This is a genomic window from Rhodococcus sp. C-2, from assembly GCF_027854095.1.
Taxonomy (GTDB): domain Bacteria; phylum Actinomycetota; class Actinomycetes; order Mycobacteriales; family Mycobacteriaceae; genus Rhodococcus_F; species Rhodococcus_F qingshengii.
The window spans coordinates 111,365-131,574 of record NZ_JAQGFI010000014.1 but is presented as its reverse complement, the minus strand read 5'-3'; the positions used below and the strand labels follow the sequence as shown (position 1 = coordinate 131,574).

The following is a 20,210-nucleotide window of genomic DNA, read 5'->3' as shown; positions in this document are numbered from 1 at the left end:
CACTACGTAGTTCGCCACTACGTAGACTGTGTTGCAACTGAATGCTTGCTAGACCGCCAAATGACGCGTGAAGGGATCCTTCCATGCCGCAACTGACTCCAGCTGACGTGCACAACGTTGCGTTCAGCAAGCCGCCTATCGGCAAGCGTGGCTACAACGAGGACGAGGTCGACGCATTCCTCGACCTCGTCGAGCAGGCGCTGTCGCAGCTCATCGAAGAGAATGCGGACCTGCGCCAGCGCGTAGGTGAGCTGGATCAGGAGCTCGCGGCTGCCAAGAAGTCGCCGGCACCTGCTCAGCAGGCAGCACCCGTCGCAGCGCAGCCCAAGCCGGAGCCCGCTCGGGTCGTCGAACCGCCCAAGCCTGCACCTGTTGCAGCGCCGGTTCCCGCCGCCGCTGCCGTTGCAGCGCCGCAGAGTGGCGACACCCACATGCAGGCCGCAAAGGTCCTCGGACTGGCTCAGGAGATGGCGGATCGCCTCACCAACGATGCCAAGACCGAGTCCGAGCAGCTGCTCGGCAGTGCCCGCACCAACTCCGAGCAGCTCATGAGCGAGGCTCGCAGCAAGGCTGACGGCATGATCGCGGATGCGCGCAACAAGTCGGAGGCGATGCTCACCGACGCTCAGACTCGCTCCGAGACCCAGCTTCGCCAGGCTCAGGAGAAGGCAGACGCTCTCAAGGCGGACGCCGAGAAGAAGCACACCGAAATCATGGCGACCATCAACCAGCAGCGTTCGGTCCTCGAGGGCCGTATCGAGCAGCTCAAGACGTTCGAACGCGAGTACCGGGTGCGCCTGAAGTCCTACCTGGAATCGCAGCTCGAAGAGCTCGAACAGCGCGGCTCGGCCGTTCCGGTCGACGGTGGACAGGATTCCTACAGCCCGTCCTTCGCCAAGGGAAACAGCTGACCGAGAGCGCCCCGTCGGCTCAGCTATCGGACCGGACAAAGGTTGATACGTGCTGGTCGTGACGTTGGTTCTCGCGGGAGTTGGTTTCGCTCTCCTGATCGTCGCCCTGACCACAGGGTCGCTGATCTGGGCGTGGGCATGTATCGCGATTTGTGTAGCAGGTGCCGTCCTCCTGCTGGTCAGTGCGCTGACCAGCAGGAAGGCGGTTCCTTCGTTGGATGACCCGGCATCGGGCAGCGGAATGTCGTCGCCTTACGGTCGAGTCGAGAGTTCCTCGAATTCGTCGATCGACGATGCAGCCACCGCCAACGATGACAATCAGAGAAATCATGGCGAGTCGCCGGGTGGCCCCGACAAGTCCTAGGGCGAGTTCCGACAAGGTCCAGGACGAGTATTAGACTGTCCAACACGAATACCAGGCTGTGATCCGGCAATCACCGGGGAGCTTTCGGAAGAACGGTTCTTGTCGCTTCAGGCGCCCAGAACTCAGTAGAACCGAACGGGTGAGCCCGTCACAGCTCGATCGAGTGGCACCTCGGGATCCAAGCGCGGATCTACGGGGTGCAAACGGGGTGGTACCGCGGTGTCGGCGCACAAGCGCCACGTCGTCCCCGTGCCGAGTCCGACTGGCACGAGGAGATCGCCATGGCGAGTAACGGGTATCCCAAAGTCGACTACGGTGTCCCCGCCGACACCGGAGTCAAGTTCCCCGAACTGGAACAGAAAGTCCTGAAACAGTGGGACGACGACGACACCTTCCGTGCGTCGGTTTCCAATCGGGACGGCAGCGAAGAGTTCGTTTTCTACGACGGACCGCCCTTCGCAAACGGTTTGCCGCATTACGGTCACCTGCTGACGGGGTACGTCAAGGACCTGGTGCCGCGCTTCCAGACCATGCGTGGACGCAAGGTCGAGCGACGCTTCGGCTGGGACTGCCACGGACTGCCCGCAGAACTCGAAGCGGAGAAGCAACTCGGCATCAAGGACAAGGCCGAGATCGAAGTCATGGGTCTGGCCAAGTTCAACGAGTACTGCAAGGCCTCGGTGCTCAAGTACACCGACGAGTGGCGCGACTACGTCACCCGCCAGGCACGTTGGGTCGACTTCGACAACGACTACAAGACCCTGGACGTCGACTTCATGGAGTCCGTCATGTGGGCCTTCAAGGAGCTGCACGACAAGGGCCTGATCTATCAGGGCTTCCGCGTGCTGCCCTACAGCTGGTACGAGCAGACTCCGCTGTCCAATCAGGAGACTCGTCTCGACGACGCGTACAAGATGCGTCAGGATCCTGCAGTCACGGTCGACATGCCGCTGGTCGCTCCGGGTTCACCATTGGACGGCGCAAACGCGATCATCTGGACCACGACTCCGTGGACACTGCCGTCCAACTTGGCCACTGCGGTTCATCCCGAGGTCGACTACGTCCAGGTGCTCGGCGAGGACGGAAAGCGGTACGTGCTCGCGGAAGCACGGGTTGCTCATTACGCACGTGAGCTGGGGGAGGACCCCGAGGTCGTTTCCCGTCACAAGGGCGCCGAGTTGGTCGGACTGTCGTACACACCGCCGTTCGACTTCTTCCTCGGACATCCGAACGCGCACGTCGTGCTTTCGGCCGACTACGTGACAACCGATTCCGGAACCGGAATCGTCCACCTCGCACCGGCTTTCGGTGAGGAGGATATGGATGTCGCCACGGCCAACGGTATCGAGGTCGTGCAGCCGCTCGATCCGGGTGGAAAGTTCACCTCGATGGTTCCGCCGTACGAGGGCTTGATGGTCTTCGACGCCAACCCGGTCATCATCAAGGACCTCAAGGCCGCTGGAAAGCTGCTGCGGCACGAGACGATCGAGCACTCGTACCCGCACAGTTGGCGCAGTGGGCAGCCGCTCATCTACATGGCGGTTCCCTCGTGGTTCGTCGCGGTCACCAAGTTCCGCGATCGCATGGTCGAGCTGAACAAGGACATCACGTGGGTGCCCGAGCACATCCGTGACGGCCAGTTCGGCAAGTGGCTCGAAGGTGCACGCGACTGGAATATCAGCCGAAACCGCTACTGGGGCAGCCCGATCCCGGTGTGGGTGTCGGACGATCCGCAGTACCCGCGTACGGACGTCTACGGATCGCTCGATCAGTTGGAGGCAGACTTCGGTGTGCGTCCGACCGATCTGCATCGCCCGATGATCGACGACCTGGTCCGCCCGAACCCCGACGACCCGACCGGGAAGTCGATGATGCGCCGCGTTCCCGAGGTGCTCGACTGCTGGTTCGAATCCGGTTCGATGCCGTACGCGCAGGTGCACTACCCATTCGAGAACCGTGAATGGTTCGAGGGCCATTTCCCGGGCGATTTCATCGTCGAGTACAACGGGCAGACTCGCGGCTGGTTCTACACGCTGCACGTGCTGGCCACCGCACTCTTCGATCGTCCGGCGTTCAAAACCGTTGCTGCGCACGGCATCGTGCTCGGCGACGACGGACTCAAGATGAGCAAGTCCAAGGGCAACTACCCGGACGTGAAGGAGGTGTTCAACCGCGACGGCAGCGATGCCATGCGATGGTTCCTGATGTCTTCGCCGATCTTGCGCGGCGGAAACCTCATCGTGACCGAGCAGGGCATCCGCGAAGGTGTGCGTCAGGCATTGCTCCCGCTGTGGAACGCCTGGAGCTTCCTGCAGTTGTACGCGCCGGAATCCGGGGTGTGGCGTACCGATTCGGAGAACATCCTCGATCAGTACATCCTGGCCAAGCTCGCTACCACCCGCGACGTGATCACCGAGGCCCTCGAGGTCAACGACATCGCCGGTGCGTGCGACGAGCTTCGGTTGTTCTGTGATGCGCTCACCAACTGGTATGTGCGACGGTCTCGTTCGCGGTTCTGGGACGAGGATCGCGACGCGATCGACACCCTGCACACCGTGCTCGAGGTCGTGACGCGTCTCGCTGCGCCGCTGTTGCCGTTGGTGTCCGAGGTGATCTGGCGAGGGTTGACCGGGGAGCGCTCGGTTCACCTGGCTGATTGGCCCGAGGCGTCGGAGCTCCCCGCGAACCCCGACCTGGTAGCGGCGATGGACGACGTCCGGACCGTGTGCTCCACGGTGCTGAGCCTGCGCAAGGCACAGAATCTGCGTGTTCGTCTTCCGCTGCCCGAGGTCACGGTTGCGGCGCCGGATGCCGAGCGTCTGCGTCCGTTCCTCGGACTGATCGCCGACGAGGTCAACGTCAAGAAGGTCGATCTGACCGATGACGTCGACGTGCACGGGCGCTTCGAGATCGCGGTCAACGCGCGTGCTGCAGGACCGCGTCTGGGCAAGTCCGTTCAGACTGTCATCAAGGCGGTCAAGGCGGGCGACTGGACCGAGAACGCGGACGGCGTCGTGGTTGCGGCGGGCATCGAACTGCTGCCCGAGGAGTACACGCAGAAACTGGTTGCGGCCGAGCCGGATTCGACGGCTGCTCTGCCGGACGGTGCGGGACTGGTCGTACTCGATTCCGCTGTGACGGAGGAACTCGAAGCCGAGGGATGGGCCAAGGACCGTATCCGTCAGTTGCAGGATGCGCGCCGTGCCGCCGGTTTGGACGTCTCGGACCGGATCAACGTCGTGCTCGAGGTTCCGCAGGACTGCAAGGAGTGGGCAGAGCGTCATCGCGAATTGATCGCCGGTGAGGTTCTGGCCACCTCCTTCTCGGTGGGTGAAGCGGGAGACGACGCCGTCGATCTCGGTGAGGGTATCCGCGCCGCAATCACGAAGGTCTAGTACCGACGCGACTACTCCGGCTCTCCGATGAATGTCTGTATGTCGGGGTGCCGGAGTAGTTTGCTCTCATGAGTACGAGCAAGGAAACCGTGGCGCGCATTCTCGAGCAGTTGGAACCGCTCGACGTGCGGGCAAGGGCGATGTTCGGCGAGTACGGATTGTATTGCGACGAGAAGATCGTGGGCTTGATCTGCGGAGACGTTCTGTTCGTCAAACCCACCGAGGTCAGTACGGAGTTCGGATCAGAGGCCGATCTGGCTCCGCCGTACCCGGGAGCGAAGGATTATTACCGGGTGACGGAGGAACGGTTGCAGGACCTCGATCACCTGCACGCCTTCATTCAACGGACTGCCGACGTATTGCCCCTGCCGAAAAAGAAGTCGCCGAAGAAGAAGGCGCGGACGTAAATTCTGCACCTACTTTTGAGAGAACCGTAACGCCCGATGAATCAAGGTGATCCCACACGAAGTCGTAGGTGGGTGCTGCATCTCGACATGGATGCGTTTTTCGCTTCCGCCGAGCAGTTGACGCGTCCCACTCTGCGAGGTCGCCCGGTGCTGGTCGGCGGCTTGGGCGGGCGCGGGGTGGTGGCCGGGGCAAGTTACGAAGCGAGAGTTTTCGGTGCGCGATCGGCAATGCCGATGCATCAAGCACGCCGGATGGTCGGTGGTGGAGCGGTGGTATTGCCGCCACGGATGTCCCTGTACTCGGTTCTCAGTAAACGCACGTTCGACGCGTTGCGCCTTCGTATGCCGATCCTCGAGCAACTGTCGGTGGACGAGGCTTTCGGGGAACCGGTGGAGTTGGCCGGTGTCGGAGCTGACGAGGTCCGCGCGTTTTGCGAGGACCTGCGGGCGTTGATCAAAGCCGAGACCGGGTTGGTCGCTTCGATCGGGGCCGGCGCAGGTAAGCAGGTGGCCAAGATCGCGTCGGGACTGGCAAAGCCCGACGGCGTCGCAGTGATTCCTCCCGGGATGCAGCACGAGTTGCTCGATCCACTGCCGGTGCGAAAGCTCTGGGGGATCGGCCCTGTTGCCGAGGAAAAGCTCAAGCGTCTCGGCATCGAAACCATCGGAGGGTTTGCCCGCACTCCCATAGCGGAGGTGGCGTCGATACTGGGAACCACTGTCGGACCGGGGTTGCATCGGCTCGCACAGGGGATCGACGATCGGCCGGTCGCCGAGCGTGCCGAATCCAAGCAGATCAGCGCGGAATCCACGTTCGCCGCAGACATCGTCACGATGGCGCAACTGCGCGCCGCCGTCGAAAGTAGTGGTCGTGCAGCATTTTCCAGGCTGGAGAAGGACGGAAGAGCTGCTCGCACCGTCGTACTGAAGCTCAAGAAGTCCGATATGAGTATCTTGACTCGATCCGTGACGCTGCCGTTTGCCACCATCGACCGCCAAATCCTCATCGCGACTGCGCAGAAACAGGTCATCGATCCACAGGAATTGGGGCCGATTCGCCTGGTCGGTGTGGGATTCGCCGGTTTGTCCACCGTTCGGCAAGGATCACTTTTTCCCGAGTTGGATCAGGATGTTCCCGGCTATCCGGTCGAGACTCTCACGGGCGCCCTCGATGAGGCCGAACTCGACGTTCCGGTGGCCGCACGCGTCCCTCAGCGCTACTGGCACCCTGGTTTGGACGTGAAGCATCCAGAATACGGACACGGTTGGGTGCAGGGCGCCGGGCACGGTGTGGTCACCGTTCGCTTCGAAACCCGTTCCAGCGGAACGGGAATCGCCAAAACCTTCGCCGAATCGGATGAGGTGCTCGAGGTAGCAGATGCGGTCGACAGCCTTCTCTGAGGATGTCCTTAGACTTTTTCCGCTTACCGTTGGGTAATGTTGTCGACGATCCTCGAGCAAGCACGATGTTCGACTGACGCTCGAATGTGAACACCCGAATGGATAGGACTGAGAAGTTGAAGCTTCAGAAGATGACCGTTGCAGCAGTGGCGATCGCAGCAGCCCTCACGATGACCGCTTGTAGCTCGGGTGAAAAGGAAGCATCACCCACCACGTCATCGAAGACCACGACGGCTACCACCACGCCCTCCGGCGATCCCGCTCCCGAGCTCCCGACCTCTGCTGAGCTCAACGCCAAGGTCGCTCAGGCACTCGACGAGAGCGTTCCGGCCGCAGACAAGGTCAACCTCGTCCAGGGCGCCGAGCAGGATCCCGAGCTGATCAACCAGGTCGCCGCTGCCGCCAAGGCTGCCGGCGCCCAGGTCGAGATCCTCGACCCGGTCACCGACACGGGCAGCGAGACGGCAGCAGCTTCGCTGAACATCGTCGTCAACGGCCAGCCGCTGCAGCAGGGCCTGCAGGCGTCGTTCGTCTACGAAGACGGCGTCTGGAAGCTCTCGAAGACCACCGCTTGCCAGATCGTCGGCGTTGCAGGTCTGACCTCGCCGGCTTGCGCTGCTTGATCTCTCGGTAACACCTGAAACACCAGAGCGGCCGCCGACTCCCGAAGTGGAGTGGGCGGCCGCTCTTCACGTGGTAAGCGACGTCAGTGATGGAATCCCTCGGTGACGCGCGGCCGCGGCATCGGGCTGTCCAGTTCGTCGAGGAACGCGGTTTCCTCTTCGATGATGCGCAGCAGATTGGCCGCCAGGTCCATGCTCAGTCCGTTACGAACCACGATGCGCTGCACTGTCAGATCCGCGAGATCGTCCGGCATGGGGTAGGCCGGCACCAACCAGCCCTTGCCTCGCAACCGGTCCGAGAGGTCGTACAGCGTCCAGTTGGACGTGTGGCCCTCGGCGAGGCGCCACGCGAAGACCGGGATGTCGGAACCGTCGTTCCACAATTCGAAGGCGTCGAGCTTCCCGATTCCTTCGGCGAGGAATTTCGCCACGTCCTGTGAGGACTGCTGGATCGCGCGATAGCCGTCGTGGCCGAGACGCAGGAACAAGTAGAACTGCAGGATCACCTGAGCGCCGGGACGCGAGAAGTTCAGTGCGAAGGTCGGCATACTGCCGCCGAGGTAGCTCACCTTGAAGACGAGGTCGTCGGGAAGTAGATCCTGCGATCGCCAGACCACCCAGCCGAGGCCGGGGTAGACGAGCCCGTACTTGTGCGCCGAGGTGTTGATGGAGTGGACGCGCGGTAGTCGGAAATCCCATTCGAGTTCGGGCTGAAGGAACGGTGCGATCATCGCACCGGAAGCGCCGTCGACGTGGATGGGGACGTCGAGTCCCGTCTTCGCCTGGATCGCATCGAGTGCCTTCGAGATTTCCAGGACCGGCTCGTACATCCCGGTGTACGTGACGCCCATGATCGCGACGAGGCCGATGGTGTTCTCGTCGACATACTTGTCCAGATCGTGACCGTCGAGGGTGCGGTGTTCCTCGCTGATCGGCACGTAACGCGCTTCGACGTCCCAGTAGTTGCAGAACTTCTCCCAGCACACCTGGACCGCGGAACTCATGATGAGATTTGGCTTTTCGGTGGACTTGCCCGCGGCTTTTCGTGCGTGCTGCCAGCGTCGTTTCATCGCCAGGCCGCCGAGCATGCAGGCTTCGGACGAACCGATCGTCGAGGTGCCGATTGCGTCCTTGGGGGAGGGCGAGTGCCAGAGGTCGGCAAGGATGCGCCAGCAATAGGTTTCGATCGCGGCGGTCTGCGGATACTCGTCCTTGTCGATCATGTTCTTGTCGAACGACTCGGCATACAGTTTGGTGGCGTGATCGTCCATCCACGTGCTGACGAACGTCGCGAGATTGAGCCGCGCATTGCCGTCGAGCATCGTTTCGTCGTGGACGATCTGATACGCGGTCTCGGGAAGCATGCCGTCGGGTTCGAGTGTGTACTTCGATGCAACCGAATCCTCGCCAGGCCTCGAGAAGATCGGATTGACGGCTACGTAATCGGTGTGATCTGACCTTCTGGGTTCCGGCATGAACTCTGGCTCCTCACATCAGTGTGTCGCGTTGGTCTGTTTCGTACCTACTCTCACCGTTCAGTGTGGACGGGCAGTTGTCAAAGGGTCTGTGGTCCCGAATCATTCGCGAAAGGCCGAGACGCGACCAATCCGCTCGTTGTCAGGGCGTTTGTGCGCGCAGGCGATCGGCGGCGGCCGATGCCATCGAGTGCAGCACGTCGGGGGCGATCGGACTCGGCGCAGTTGCGGACACCTGGGTCAACGTGGTCCCGACTGCGGCCACGATCGCATCGGCGACCAAGGTGAAACCGCCACTCTCCGTGATGATTCGGAAAGCGAAAGACGCGTCGCCGACGTTCGGGTCCGACGCTCCGCCGACGCGATAGGTGATTGTCGTTCCGTCGGCATCGGTTCCCGAATACTCCGCGCACCCGGCCAGCGTGGTCTGAAGTTTCTCGAAAGCTGCTGCTGCCGCGGTGCCGTCGGCGTACGAAGCAGAGTCCTGATCGATGCTCGTGAAATCGGGGCCGGTGAACATGTCGGAGAGGTCGGCGACCGATCCGGGAGCCTGGGTGGCTATCGGCGCCAGAACCTGGGCGCAGACGGCGGGGTCGGTGCTCGACTTGTCCGCCTCCGAACTCTCCGGCGCCGGTGCGAGGCCGAGGTCGTCGACCGGGTCGGGAACTATGTCGAAGTCGGCAGGTAGCTCGGACAGGGTGAGCGCGGCTCGTTGCAGGCCGTCACGGTCGAGAGACGCCCCGCTCAGCGGTGCGGCCGGAGCAGCCGTGAACGGCGCCAAGCCGACCTGTGGGGCGGAAACCTGCGTAGTCGTGTCGGCACCAGGCGAGTCGTCCGAGCCGCAACCGGTCACGACGAACAGTGCCGCCGTTGCGGTCAGACCAAGTGCGAGAAGCGACCGGCGTGTCACGATTCCCACCGAATGCTGTTGGAGATGGTCTGCCGGATCACCGAGGAGCTGTCCGGGTCGCCGTATGCCTGGTCGCCGCCGACGGTCATCTGTCCGTCGATCGGCAAGGGGAGTGAGAGGTCGACGGTGAGGTTTCCGGAGCCGGCCATGACGTACTGATCGATGTTCAGCGTTCCGGCGTCACCAGCCAGGTTCCAGACCGGGCTCTGCGGGGTCTGCGATACGTCCACCGCGAGCGAAAGCCGATTGCCCTCGCGCGCGGTGAGCGTGACGGTGGTTGTCTGATCGAGCAGGATTTCGCTGCTGACTTGCTGCCGAACCACCCAACGTGCGCCGACACCGACCGGAGCGTCGGGGAGTGCAACGGTCCGGTAGACCGCTTGGCCCAGCGCTTGTTCGATTGCAGCGCGGGCAGCATTGGCCGAGTTGGCGGAGGGCTTCAACCGTAGGGCGGTGATGGCGCCCGAATCCGTGACCGACAATCCGGCCGCAGACCCGTCGGCCCCGCTCAGCGCAGCCTGCAGCGTTGCATCGGGCGAGGTCATCGACGACAGCGTGAGGTCAACGACTGCGGTGGGATCGTCAGCGGTCACGTTTGCCGAGAGCGGGATCGTGATCTCCGGCGAAGAGAAATCCTGCGCCGGTTGTTGATCGATCTGCTGACTCACGACGGCCTGGGTGACGAGCGTCGCCGTCTGCGTGGTGCCGACAGGCAAGTTCGTACGCAAAACCTCGCGCGGCTCGCTTCCCGCCTCGAGAACTTCGACCGTCGCGGCGGTCACCGGAACAGTCACCTCACTCGGCGAGGAGGTCGGGGTGTTCGGAGGTTGATCCGAGTCGCCGCAAGCGGTGAGAACGGTGGTGAGAGCGAGGGCAGCGAGGGCGAACGGAACGCGTCGGCCGGTCGTGGACAGCAGTGGCACGCGCTCCAGGCTAGCCGCAGTTGCAGAGTGCGTGACCCGGTGCGGTGAACATGAGGGATGATGGTTGCGTGAGTACAGACCACCCAGACCGAGATGTCAACGCGGAGGATCAGCCGATTACCGAAATCTCGAAGGCCGACGAGCCCGAAACCGTGAAACCGGAAGCCGTGAAATCGGAAGACGGTGACCTGGCGGTTGCGCCGGTCGAAAAGCCCCGCCGGCTGACCATGCTCATTGCCATCGCCGCTGTCATCCTGCTCTCGGACATTCTCACGAAGGTGTGGGCAGTCGCCGCGGTCAAACCGGGGCAGCCGATCGAAATCATCGGTGACGTGGTCACATTCACGATGGTGCGCAATCCGGGGGCAGCGTTCTCGATGGCGACGTCGATGACGTGGATCCTCACTCTCGTCGCAATCGGTGTGGTCATCGGTGTGATCAAGATCGGTCGCACGCTCCGATCACCGTGGTGGGCGCTCGGTCTCGGCCTCGTTCTCGGCGGCGCGCTGGGTAACCTCGTCGACCGATTCTTCCGCTCTCCCGGAATCATGCGCGGACATGTGGTGGATTTCGTCTCCGTCGGCTGGTGGCCGGTGTTCAACATCGCGGATTCCGCGATCGTCTGTGGCGCGATTCTGCTCGTCGTCCTGACACTGTTCGGCTTCGAACCCAACGGTGAACGCCTGCGTGATCACAAGGCGGACGACAAGAAGCTCACCGAATCGAAGGCTGCAGCCGAGGGAGAAACCAAGTGAGGGAATCCCGTTCGATGCCAGTGCCCGACGGTCTCGATGCCATGCGCGTCGATGCCGGCCTCGCGCGCCTTCTCGGACTCTCGCGCACCGTGGTCGCGACACTCGCGGAAGAAGGCTCGGTACTCGTCGACGGTGTGGCCGTCGGCAAGTCCGATCGTCTGACCGCAGGGTCGTGGCTCGAGGTAGTCCTGCCCGAACCGCCGCGGCCCCTGACCATCGAAGCGACACCGGTCGAGGGAATGGAGATCCTCTACGCCGACGACGACGTCGTGGCAGTCGACAAGCCCGTCGGAGTTGCCGCGCACGCTAGCGTCGGGTGGACGGGACCGACCGTCATCGGCGGACTTGCCGCGGCCGGTTTCCGCATCTCGACGTCCGGTGCCCACGAGCGTCAGGGCATCGTCCACCGCCTGGACGTCGGAACGTCGGGTGTCATGGTGGTTGCCACATCCGAGCGCGCGTACACGTTGCTCAAGCGCGCTTTCAAGCAGCGGACCATCGACAAGCGCTACCACGCTCTCGTGCAGGGACACCCCGACCCGAGCAGCGGAACGATCGACGCGCCCATCGGACGCCATCACGGGAACGACTGGCGATTCACGGTCACGGCCGACGGCAAGCCCAGCGTCACGCACTACGACACCATCGAGGCGTTCCAGGCAGCGAGTCTGCTGGACGTGCACCTCGAAACCGGTCGCACACACCAGATCCGTGTCCACTTTTCGGCGTTGCGCCATCCGTGCTGCGGCGACCTGACTTACGGCGCGGACCCTCGACTTGCCGAAAGGCTCGGCCTCGAGCGCCAGTGGCTGCACGCCGTGTCTCTTGGATTCGCACATCCGGCGGACGGTCGCTGGGTCGAGATCAAGAGCAAGTACCCGAAGGATCTCGAACACGCACTCGAAGTTCTCCGGTCCTCATGACACCGCGCGGGCTTACCCCCGCGCTGGCCGTCGTCGCGGTGGTGGTCGGTGTGGCGGCGGTGGTGGGCGTGGGGTTCGCGAATCCCGTGCCGACCCCGCCGATCCGGACGGACACTCTGGGTCCGGACAGTGGGGAAGCTGTCCCGGACTACCTCGACCGAGCGCGAGATTCTGTTGCGTCGGTCGACGGGCCGGTGTGGGCGTTGGTCTCGTTCACGAAGGCACTCACCGTCGGCGAGGTCATCACGTCGACCAGCAGTGTTCAGGTGCCGGGCGCTGAGGTCTCGGGCGTTCGCGTGTCCAGGGTCATGTTCCGAGTTCCGATCGAGCGCGTCCAGACGCCGCTCATGTCGGTGCCCGTTCCCGACAACGACGAAGCAGTGCGCAGATCGCCCGGTGTTGCAGCCACGCGACTGGTCTCGCTCGGCGGCGACACCGATCGCCAGCAACAGGTGGCGCTCGCGTCGGCGAAGCAATTGTCCGCCGGGTGCGCCTGCGCGGTGGGCGTGCTGGTGCGAGCTACTCCCGAAGGACTCGAAGCGATCGAACATGACTCGAACGTCCGTGCAGTGGAAGCGTTGCCGTCCGACGCCTCGCCGTGGTTGGCAGCCGTCCGTCCCTTGCTGCCGGAGTACGTGGACGTCGTTGCTCCCGGCCCCGACGACGGACCGGTCCCGTGAACTCCGGTTCTGTGAACAAGGACGAACGCGCTGAGTCCCGTTCGTCCTCGGGGATCTTCTACGGTGTGGCGGCTTTCCTGTTGTGGGGAACGTTCCCGGCCTTCTTCGGATTACTCGACTTCGCCGATCCGGTCGAGATCCTGGCGCACCGGGTGGTGTGGACCCTTCTGTTGATGCTGATCGTGTTGGCCTTTGCCGGCCGCCTCGGATCGCTTCGCGGAATCAGCGCACGCACCTGGCTGCTGGTGACCGCGGCGTCTGCGGCGATCGCCGTGAACTGGGGGACGTACATCTATGCCGTGGTGTCAGGCCGCGTCGTGGAGGCGGCTCTCGGGTACTTCATCAACCCGCTGGTCACCGTTCTGCTCGGCGTCGTGATCTTCCGCGAACGATTGCGTCCCGCCCAGATCGCCGCGCTCGTTCTCGCTGCCACGGCAGTTGTGGTGATCACGGTCGACTTCGGGAAACCTCCGATCGTCGCTTTGCTGCTCGCCGGCTCGTTTGCCACCTATGGGTTGGTCAAGAAGGTGGTTCCGCTCGATCCTCGAACCAGTTTGACTGCCGAGGGAGTCGTTGCCGCACCGTTCGCGGTCGGCTACCTCGTGTTTCTCGGCCTGACCGGGGCCGGTGCATTCATCAGCAGCGGTACCGGGCACAGCCTGTTGCTGCTTGCCGCCGGCCCGGTCACCGCGCTGCCGCTGCTCCTGTTCGGCGTCGCCGCTCAGAGAGTTCCGTTGGCGACGATGGGCATGCTGCAGTACCTCACCCCGGCGCTCCAGATGGCGTGGGGTGTGGCCGTCATGCACGAGGACATGCCGGCGTCACGGTGGATCGGCTTCGTTCTGATCTGGGCTGCACTGGTGATCTTCACGACAGACACCTTCGTCGCCAGTCGACGTTCGCGGCGTTCGGTGAGGTCGAGCGCCGAACCCGAGGTTCCGGTCACGTGACCGGAGGCGGCGCACGGCGACTCCGCTACGTCGGTCGCCGGTCGTGTCGGCAGCGCGGCATACACTCGATCTCGCTCCCAGACCTTCAGAGAGGCGCACGTGGCTGACTCGTTCGTACATCTTCACAATCACACCGAGTACTCGATGCTCGACGGTGCGGCCAAGGTCGGCGCCATGTTCGAGGAGGCCGCTCGTCTCGAAATGACCGCAGTCGGCATGACCGACCACGGAAACATGTACGGCGCCAGCCAGTTCTACAACGAGGCAAAGAGCGCCGGCATCAAGCCGATCATCGGCATCGAGGCCTACATCGCACCCGAGTCTCGCTTCAACACCAAGCGAGTTCTGTGGGGCGATCGCAGCCAGAAGTCCGACGACGTCTCCGGTAGCGGTGCGTACACCCACATGACGATGGTGGCCGAGAACGCGACCGGACTCCGCAACCTCTTCAAGCTGTCGTCGCTCGCGTCCATCGAGGGCCAGCTCGGTAAATGGCCACGGATGGACGAGGAGCTCATCGCCGCGCACGCCGAGGGCATCATCGCGACCACGGGTTGCCCGTCCGGTGAGATCCAGACCCGCCTTCGTCTCGGTCACGATCGCGAGGCTCTCGAAGCTGCCGCGAAGTGGCAGGAGATCTGGGGCCCGGACAACTTCTTCCTCGAACTGATGGATCACGGTCTCTCGATCGAGCGCCGTGTGCGAGAGGGTCTGCTCGACATCGGCAAGCAACTCGGTATTCCGCCACTTGCCACCAATGACTGCCATTACGTCACCAAGGACGCCGCCGAGAATCACGAGGCGCTGCTCTGCATTCAGACCGGCAAGACGCTCTCCGACCCCACTCGCTTCAAGTTCGACGGCGACGGCTACTACCTCAAGTCCGCTGCCGAGATGCGCGCCATCTGGGACAACGAGGTACCGGGGGCATGCGACAACACCGTTGCAATCGGCGAGCGTGTGCAGTCGTACGAGGACGTGTGGGCGTTCCACGACCGCATGCCGATCTTCCCGGTCCCGGAGGGACACACGCAGCAGACCTTCCTGCGCGCCGAGGTGATGCGCGGACTCGATCGCCGATTCCCGAGCGGACCGCCGCAGGAGTACCTCGCCCGCGCCGACTACGAGATCGGCGTCATCAACGAAATGGGCTTCCCGGCCTACTTCCTCGTGGTCGGCGACCTGATCAACCACGCCAAGGACGTCGGGATCCGTGTCGGGCCCGGCCGTGGATCGGCTGCCGGTTCGTTGGTGGCCTACGCGATGGGTATCACCAACATCGACCCCATCCCGTACGGGTTGCTGTTCGAGCGATTCCTCAACCCCGAGCGTGTGTCCATGCCCGATATCGATATCGACTTCGATGATCGCCGTCGCGGCGAGATGGTTCGCTACGCGACGGACAAGTGGGGCAACGACAAGGTCGCCCAGGTCATCACCTTCGGCACCATCAAGACCAAGGCTGCCATCAAGGACTCGGCACGCGTCCAGTTCGGCAAGCCGGGCTTCGCCATCGCCGATCAGATCACCAAGGCACTCCCGCCGCCCATCATGGCCAAGGACATCTCTGTCTCCGGTATCACCGATCCGAAGCACGAGCGGTACAAGGAGGCCGTCGAGGTTCGAGCACTCATCGACTCCAGCCCGGACGTCGCGAAGATCTACAAGACTGCGGTGGGTCTGGAGGGGCTGATCCGTAACGCCGGTGTGCACGCCTGCGCGGTCATCATGTCGTCCGAACCGCTCACCGACGCAATCCCGGTCTGGAAGCGCGCCCAGGACGGCGCAATCATCACCGGGTGGGACTACCCTTCGTGTGAAGCCATCGGCCTGCTCAAGATGGACTTCCTCGGTCTGCGAAACCTCACGGTCATCGGCGACACGCTCGAGAACATCAAAGCCAACCGCGGCATCGACCTCGACCTCGACACTTTGCCGATGGACGATGCGGCAACATACGAACTGCTCGCCCGCGGTGACACTCTCGGTGTGTTCCAGCTCGACGGCGGCGGTATGCGCGAGTTGCTGAAACTGATGCAGCCCACCGGATTCGGCGACATCGTCGCCGCCTTGGCGCTGTATCGACCGGGACCGATGGGTGTGGACGCCCACATCTCGTACGCCAAGCGCAAGAACGCCTTGGAAGACGTCAAGCCGATTCACCCCGAACTGGAGGAGCCGCTCGCGGAGATCCTCTCCGAGACCTACGGCCTGATCATCTACCAGGAGCAGATCATGCAACTGGCGCAGAAGGTGGCCGGGTACACCCTGGGTCAGGCCGACTTGCTGCGTCGCGCGATGGGTAAGAAGAAGCTGTCCGAGCTGGAAAAGGCCTACGCCGGCTTCCGGCAGGGCATGTTGGACAACAACTTCAGCGAAGCCGCCATCAAGGCGCTGTGGGACACGGTCCTTCCCTTCGCCGGCTACGCGTTCAACAAGTCGCACTCCGCCGGCTACGGACTCGTGTCGTACTGGACTGCGTACCTCAAGGCGAACTACCCGGCCGAGTACATGGCGGGTCTGCTGACCTCCGTCGGTGACGACAAGGACAAGTCCGCGATCTATCTCGCCGACTGCCGCAAGTTGGGCATCACCGTTCTCCCGCCGGACGTCAACGAGTCACGCGTCGACTTCGCGACCGTCGGCGACGACATCCGTTTCGGTATGGGGTCGGTGCGCAACGTCGGCGCCAACGTCGTCGCCTCGATCATCAAGGCGCGCACCGAGAAGTCGAAGTTCACAGATTTCTCCGACTATCTCGGCAAGATCGACGCGATGGCTTGCAACAAGAAGGTCACCGAATCGCTCATCAAGGCCGGTGCTTTCGACTCGTTGGGTCATCCGCGCAAGGGCCTGATGTTGGTTCATGCCGACGCCATCGATTCCGTGATGAGCACCAAGAAGGCGGAGGCGATCGGACAGTTCGACCTCTTCGGTGGTGCCGAGGCGGACGAGTCGATCACCTCGGTGTTCGACGTCAAGATTCCTGACGAAGAGTGGGATTCCAAGCATCGCCTGGCGCTCGAACGAGAGATGCTGGGGCTGTATGTCTCCGGTCACCCGCTCAACGGCGTCGAGCACATTCTTCGGCAGCAGTCCGACACGTCCATCGCCGCGATACTGGAAGGCGGCGTTCAGGACGGTGCCCAGGTAACTCTCGGCGGCATCATCGCCTCGGTGGACCGCCGGGTCAACAAGAACGGTCTGACCTGGTGCATCGTGCAGCTCGAAGATCTCGTGGGTGGAATCGAGGTGCTGTTCTTCCCGCAGGCGTACGCCGTGTACGGAATGGACATCGCCGAGGATGCCATCGTGTTGGTCAAGGCTCGCGTCTCGATCCGAGACGATCGGATGTCACTGATCGGCAACGACCTTGCGGTACCTGATATTTCGGCGATCGGGGTTGCGCGTCCGCTGTCGGTCTCGCTGCCGCTTCGGCAATGCACCAAGGACAAGCTCAGTGCTCTCAAGCAGGTGTTGACCAGGCATCCGGGGACGTCCGATGTCCATGTCCGACTGATCGGCGGAACCGAAATCAGCTTGTGGAAGGTCGACGACGTCCTTCGGGTCGAACCGTCCTCGGCACTGATGGGCGACCTGAAGGCATTGCTCGGACCGAGTTGCCTGACGGTCTGACCGCCGAGCGGACCTGAACCGAACGAAGGGACCTTGCTGCTGATGCAGCAAGGTCCCTTCGTTCGGTTCGCGGGAGTTCGGGGGAGTGCGGTGATCAGGTGGTGCGTGAGTAGTGCACGCGCCGTACCCACCACGTGACTACAGCGGCCGTTGCGGCAGTCAGTACGGCCACCTGCATCGACTGCGTGACGGCACCGGCGACGACGAACAGCACGAACCCGACCACGAGAGCTTCGATCTTGTACAGCGGCCACCGAGTTCCGGCCAGATCGACGCAATAGTCGGGGGAGGGGCGTGATTCGCGAGTGGAGATATCTGCGGTGGTCATCTCGTCCCTTTCCGATACGGCAGTTCGAAGCTGTGGTTTCAGCGTAGCCAGAGATGAGAGTTCGGGCAAGCGAACTTTATTGATCGGCAGCTCACTTAATCGATCAACCAGGGGAGTGCGCGGGCGACAGGCCTGGTCGGCGTGGTTCGGTGGCCAAGGTGCTCGAGTGGGTGTTCACTGGTACACATGCCAATCACAGGTGAGTACGAACCCAGTCCAGCGTCGTGGGCCGCCGATCAGGTCGCACGCATCGAGAACTCCGGTGGCACCGAGGGAAACGACATGAACGGCATGCCCGTCGTCGTTCTCACGACCATCGGCGCAAAGTCCGGCAAGGTCAGGAAGACGCCGCTGATGCGGGTCGAGCACGACGGTTCGTATGCCGTTGTGGCTTCGCTCGGTGGCGCCCCGAAGAATCCGGTCTGGTACTACAACGTCAAAGCCGACCCGCACGTCACGCTGCGTGACGCGACGCAGGTCTTCGACCTGGTTGCTCGGGAAGTCACCGGCGACGAGAAGGCGGTCTGGTGGGAGCGCGCTGTCGCTGCGTACCCCGACTACGCCGATTATCAGACGAAGACCGATCGTGAGATTCCGGTGTTCGTGCTCGAACCCAAGTAACCCCGCATTCCACAAGAAGCGCTGCATCAATCACAAGTAAATCGTCACTCCCGGGGGTCGGCGATCCCGACTCCCGTGAGTGTGTCATGGAGGTCTGATGAGTCCGAAAACCGTTGCAGATCAATTGGTTCAGCAGCTCGTTGACGCGGGTGTCAGTCGGATCTACGGCATTGTCGGTGACAGTCTCAATCCCATCGTCGATGCGGTTCGTCGCACCGGTGGTTCCGAGAAGGGCGGAATCGATTGGATACACGTCCGGCATGAGGAAGCAGCCGCCTTTGCGGCCGCAGCGGATGCCCAGATCACCGGAAAACTCGCAGTGTGTGCCGGATCCTGCGGTCCCGGAAACCTTCACCTGATCAACGGCCTGTACGACGCTCATCGTTCGGGCGCGCCGGTCCTCGCGATCGCCTCGCACATCCCCAGCGCCCAGATCGGAATGGGCTACTTTCAGGAAACGCATCCCGAGCGGATCTTCATCGAATGTTCGAGTTACACCGAACTCGTCAGCACCCCAGTGCAATCACCACGCGTGGTGCAGTCGGCGATTCAGCATTCGGTGGCTCGAAACGGCGTCTCGGTGATCGTGCTTCCCGGGGACATCGCCGACTGCCCGGCAGAAGGCACCCCGCCGACGCTCGTCGAAACCCGAAGGCCGACAGTCGTTCCGGATGCCGGTGACGTCAAGGCGTTGGCAGATGTGATCAACGGCTCGCGTAAGGTTGCGATCTTTGCCGGCGCGGGCGTGCGAGATGCGCGCGCGGAGGTTCTGGCGTTGGCCGAAACCGTCGGCGCTCCCATCGGGCATTCACTGCGTGGCAAGGAATGGATCCAGTACGACAATCCATACGACGTCGGGATGACCGGATTGCTCGGTTACGGTGCGGCGCACGACGGTATCCACGGCGCCGATCTCCTGCTCCTGATCGGTACGGACTTTCCCTACGATCAGTTCTTGCCCGACGACGTTCGTACCGCTCAGATCGACATCGCGGCCGAGCGGTTGGGGCGTCGAACCAGCCTGGACCTGGCTGTGCACGGCGACGTCGCGAGCACCTTGAATGCACTGATTCCGCAGCTCGATCGAAAGACCGACCGCGGGTTCCTGGAGGACACGCTCGCCAAGCACAACACTCTGATGACCAAAGTGGTTGGTGCATACACGGATCCGGTCAAGCAGCGCACGCCGATTCACCCCGAGTATGCGGCCTCGATCTTGGACGATCTGGCAGCCGGCGACGCAATCTTCACCGCCGACACCGGGATGTGCAACGTGTGGACGGCGCGCTATCTCAATCCGAACGGATCGAGACGCTTCATCTCCTCGGCGCTGCACGGATCGATGTCCAATGCGCTCCCACACGCGATGGGTGTTGCATGGTCGAGTCCGGGGCGTCAGGTCATCTCGGTGTCGGGCGACGGTGGATTGTCGATGCTGCTCGGTGAGTTGGTCACCGTCGCGATGTACAAGTTGCCGGTCAAGATCGTGGTGTTCAACAACTCGACGCTCGGAATGGTCAAGCTCGAGATGCTGGTCGACGGCCTTCCGGATTTCGGGGTCGACGTGCCCGCGGTCGACTACGCGGCGGTTGCTGCTGCGCTCGGTATCTTCTCGCGCCGAATCGAGAATCCCGCGGACATCGAAGCGGGCCTACGCGCCGCGCTCGATCATGACGGTCCGGCCTTGGTGGATCTGGTGACCGATCCGTTGGCATTGTCGTTGCCGCCCAATATCACCGGTGGTCAGATGAAGGGCTTCGCTTTGGCGATGTCGAAGATGGTGATGAACGGCGGCGTCGGCGAGGCAGTACAGATGGCCAAGTCGAATCTGCGGAACGTGCCACGTCCCTCACAGTTGGATCCGCGCGGCTGACCTACCGCCACCCTGCCTCCCAGACCATGCGGGGC

Annotated in this window: 17 protein-coding genes; 13 read left to right on the top strand and 4 right to left on the bottom strand. The window is 63.0% G+C overall.

Features of this window, described 5'->3' with window-relative positions:
* Positions 1–83: 83 nt before the first annotated feature.
* From wag31 to PCS43_RS26950, 6 genes are all read left to right on the top strand, one after another.
* Positions 84–911 carry a DivIVA-like cell division protein Wag31 gene (wag31, locus tag PCS43_RS26975; protein WP_003941722.1) on the top strand — a complete coding sequence of 276 codons (828 nt, stop codon included), beginning with the start codon at positions 84–86 and terminating at the stop codon, positions 909–911.
* A gap of 49 nt (positions 912–960) precedes the next feature.
* Positions 961–1,275 carry a hypothetical protein gene (locus PCS43_RS26970; protein WP_007733197.1) on the top strand — a complete coding sequence of 105 codons (315 nt, stop codon included), beginning with the start codon at positions 961–963 and terminating at the stop codon, positions 1,273–1,275.
* A gap of 281 nt (positions 1,276–1,556) precedes the next feature.
* Positions 1,557–4,670: an isoleucine--tRNA ligase gene (ileS, locus tag PCS43_RS26965; RefSeq protein WP_073512233.1), complete on the top strand. Its 3,114-nt coding sequence runs from the start codon at positions 1,557–1,559 to the stop codon at positions 4,668–4,670.
* A 68-nt stretch (positions 4,671–4,738) separates the two neighbouring features.
* The gene (locus PCS43_RS26960; RefSeq protein WP_003941748.1) at positions 4,739–5,077 is read left to right on the top strand and encodes a TfoX/Sxy family protein; all 339 of its coding nucleotides are present in this window, start codon (positions 4,739–4,741) and stop codon (positions 5,075–5,077) included.
* A gap of 36 nt (positions 5,078–5,113) precedes the next feature.
* Positions 5,114–6,478, top strand: a complete 1,365-nt coding sequence (locus PCS43_RS26955) for a DNA polymerase IV (RefSeq protein ID WP_042452844.1) — start codon at positions 5,114–5,116, stop codon at positions 6,476–6,478.
* A gap of 131 nt (positions 6,479–6,609) precedes the next feature.
* Positions 6,610–7,101: a hypothetical protein gene (locus tag PCS43_RS26950; RefSeq protein ID WP_245361455.1), complete on the top strand. Its 492-nt coding sequence runs from the start codon at positions 6,610–6,612 to the stop codon at positions 7,099–7,101.
* An 83-nt stretch (positions 7,102–7,184) separates the two neighbouring features.
* Here the strand turns inward: PCS43_RS26950 and PCS43_RS26945 are convergent, their stop codons facing one another.
* The 3 genes from PCS43_RS26945 to PCS43_RS26935 form a co-directional block, all read right to left on the bottom strand.
* Positions 7,185–8,576 (bottom strand): glutamate decarboxylase, encoded by a 1,392-nt coding sequence (locus PCS43_RS26945; protein WP_209908893.1) that lies wholly within the window; start codon positions 8,574–8,576, stop codon positions 7,185–7,187.
* A 142-nt stretch (positions 8,577–8,718) separates the two neighbouring features.
* Complete coding sequence (locus PCS43_RS26940; protein WP_270923137.1) at positions 8,719–9,486, bottom strand: sensor domain-containing protein; 768 nt, start codon at positions 9,484–9,486, stop codon at positions 8,719–8,721.
* Positions 9,483–10,409, bottom strand: a complete 927-nt coding sequence (locus PCS43_RS26935; RefSeq protein ID WP_003941753.1) for a hypothetical protein — start codon at positions 10,407–10,409, stop codon at positions 9,483–9,485. Before PCS43_RS26935 ends, PCS43_RS26940 begins: the two co-directional genes overlap by 4 nt.
* Positions 10,410–10,477: 68 nt before the next feature.
* Here PCS43_RS26935 and lspA point away from each other — a divergent pair, with 68 nt between their 5' ends.
* From lspA to dnaE, 5 genes are all read left to right on the top strand, one after another.
* Positions 10,478–11,164, top strand: a complete 687-nt coding sequence (gene lspA / locus PCS43_RS26930) for a signal peptidase II (protein ID WP_003941684.1) — start codon at positions 10,478–10,480, stop codon at positions 11,162–11,164.
* On the top strand, positions 11,161–12,087 hold the full coding sequence (locus PCS43_RS26925) for an RluA family pseudouridine synthase (RefSeq protein WP_007733161.1): 927 nt from the start codon (positions 11,161–11,163) through the stop codon (positions 12,085–12,087). Before lspA ends, PCS43_RS26925 begins: the two co-directional genes overlap by 4 nt.
* Entirely contained in the window at positions 12,084–12,767 is a 684-nt protein-coding gene (locus tag PCS43_RS26920; RefSeq protein ID WP_073512223.1) for a hypothetical protein, read from the top strand. Before PCS43_RS26925 ends, PCS43_RS26920 begins: the two co-directional genes overlap by 4 nt.
* Complete coding sequence (rarD, locus tag PCS43_RS26915; RefSeq protein WP_371735110.1) at positions 12,764–13,717, top strand: EamA family transporter RarD; 954 nt, start codon at positions 12,764–12,766, stop codon at positions 13,715–13,717. Before PCS43_RS26920 ends, rarD begins: the two co-directional genes overlap by 4 nt.
* 99 nt (positions 13,718–13,816) lie before the next feature.
* Positions 13,817–17,353 (top strand): DNA polymerase III subunit alpha, encoded by a 3,537-nt coding sequence (dnaE, locus tag PCS43_RS26910; RefSeq protein ID WP_003941755.1) that lies wholly within the window; start codon positions 13,817–13,819, stop codon positions 17,351–17,353.
* A gap of 94 nt (positions 17,354–17,447) precedes the next feature.
* Here dnaE and PCS43_RS26905 read toward each other — a convergent pair whose 3' ends face one another.
* Positions 17,448–17,681, bottom strand: coding sequence for a hypothetical protein (locus PCS43_RS26905; RefSeq protein WP_003941759.1), 234 nt, complete (start codon positions 17,679–17,681; stop codon positions 17,448–17,450).
* 186 nt (positions 17,682–17,867) lie between these two features.
* On the opposite strand from PCS43_RS26905, the gene PCS43_RS26900 reads away from it, so the two are divergent.
* Both PCS43_RS26900 and PCS43_RS26895 read left to right on the top strand, forming a co-directional pair.
* Complete coding sequence (locus tag PCS43_RS26900; RefSeq protein ID WP_003941666.1) at positions 17,868–18,302, top strand: nitroreductase family deazaflavin-dependent oxidoreductase; 435 nt, start codon at positions 17,868–17,870, stop codon at positions 18,300–18,302.
* A 97-nt stretch (positions 18,303–18,399) separates the two neighbouring features.
* Positions 18,400–20,175, top strand: a complete 1,776-nt coding sequence (locus PCS43_RS26895; protein ID WP_209908885.1) for a pyruvate dehydrogenase — start codon at positions 18,400–18,402, stop codon at positions 20,173–20,175.
* Positions 20,176–20,210: the final 35 nt, after the last annotated feature.

Excerpts from the sequence above, each read along its gene's own strand:
- PCS43_RS26960 (WP_003941748.1), top strand. The coding sequence starts at position 4,739 with ATGAGTACGAGCAAGGAAACCGTGGCGCGCATTCTCGAGCAGTTGGAA.
- ileS (WP_073512233.1), top strand. The coding sequence starts at position 1,557 with ATGGCGAGTAACGGGTATCCCAAAGTCGACTACGGTGTCCCCGCCGAC.
- PCS43_RS26950 (WP_245361455.1), top strand. The coding sequence starts at position 6,610 with ATGACCGTTGCAGCAGTGGCGATCGCAGCAGCCCTCACGATGACCGCT.
- wag31 (WP_003941722.1), top strand. The coding sequence starts at position 84 with ATGCCGCAACTGACTCCAGCTGACGTGCACAACGTTGCGTTCAGCAAG.
- PCS43_RS26955 (WP_042452844.1), top strand. The coding sequence starts at position 5,114 with ATGAATCAAGGTGATCCCACACGAAGTCGTAGGTGGGTGCTGCATCTC.
- PCS43_RS26905 (WP_003941759.1), bottom strand. The coding sequence starts at position 17,681 with ATGACCACCGCAGATATCTCCACTCGCGAATCACGCCCCTCCCCCGAC.
- PCS43_RS26920 (WP_073512223.1), top strand. The coding sequence starts at position 12,084 with ATGACACCGCGCGGGCTTACCCCCGCGCTGGCCGTCGTCGCGGTGGTG.
- PCS43_RS26945 (WP_209908893.1), bottom strand. The coding sequence starts at position 8,576 with ATGCCGGAACCCAGAAGGTCAGATCACACCGATTACGTAGCCGTCAAT.
- PCS43_RS26895 (WP_209908885.1), top strand. The coding sequence starts at position 18,400 with ATGAGTCCGAAAACCGTTGCAGATCAATTGGTTCAGCAGCTCGTTGAC.
- PCS43_RS26900 (WP_003941666.1), top strand. The coding sequence starts at position 17,868 with ATGCCAATCACAGGTGAGTACGAACCCAGTCCAGCGTCGTGGGCCGCC.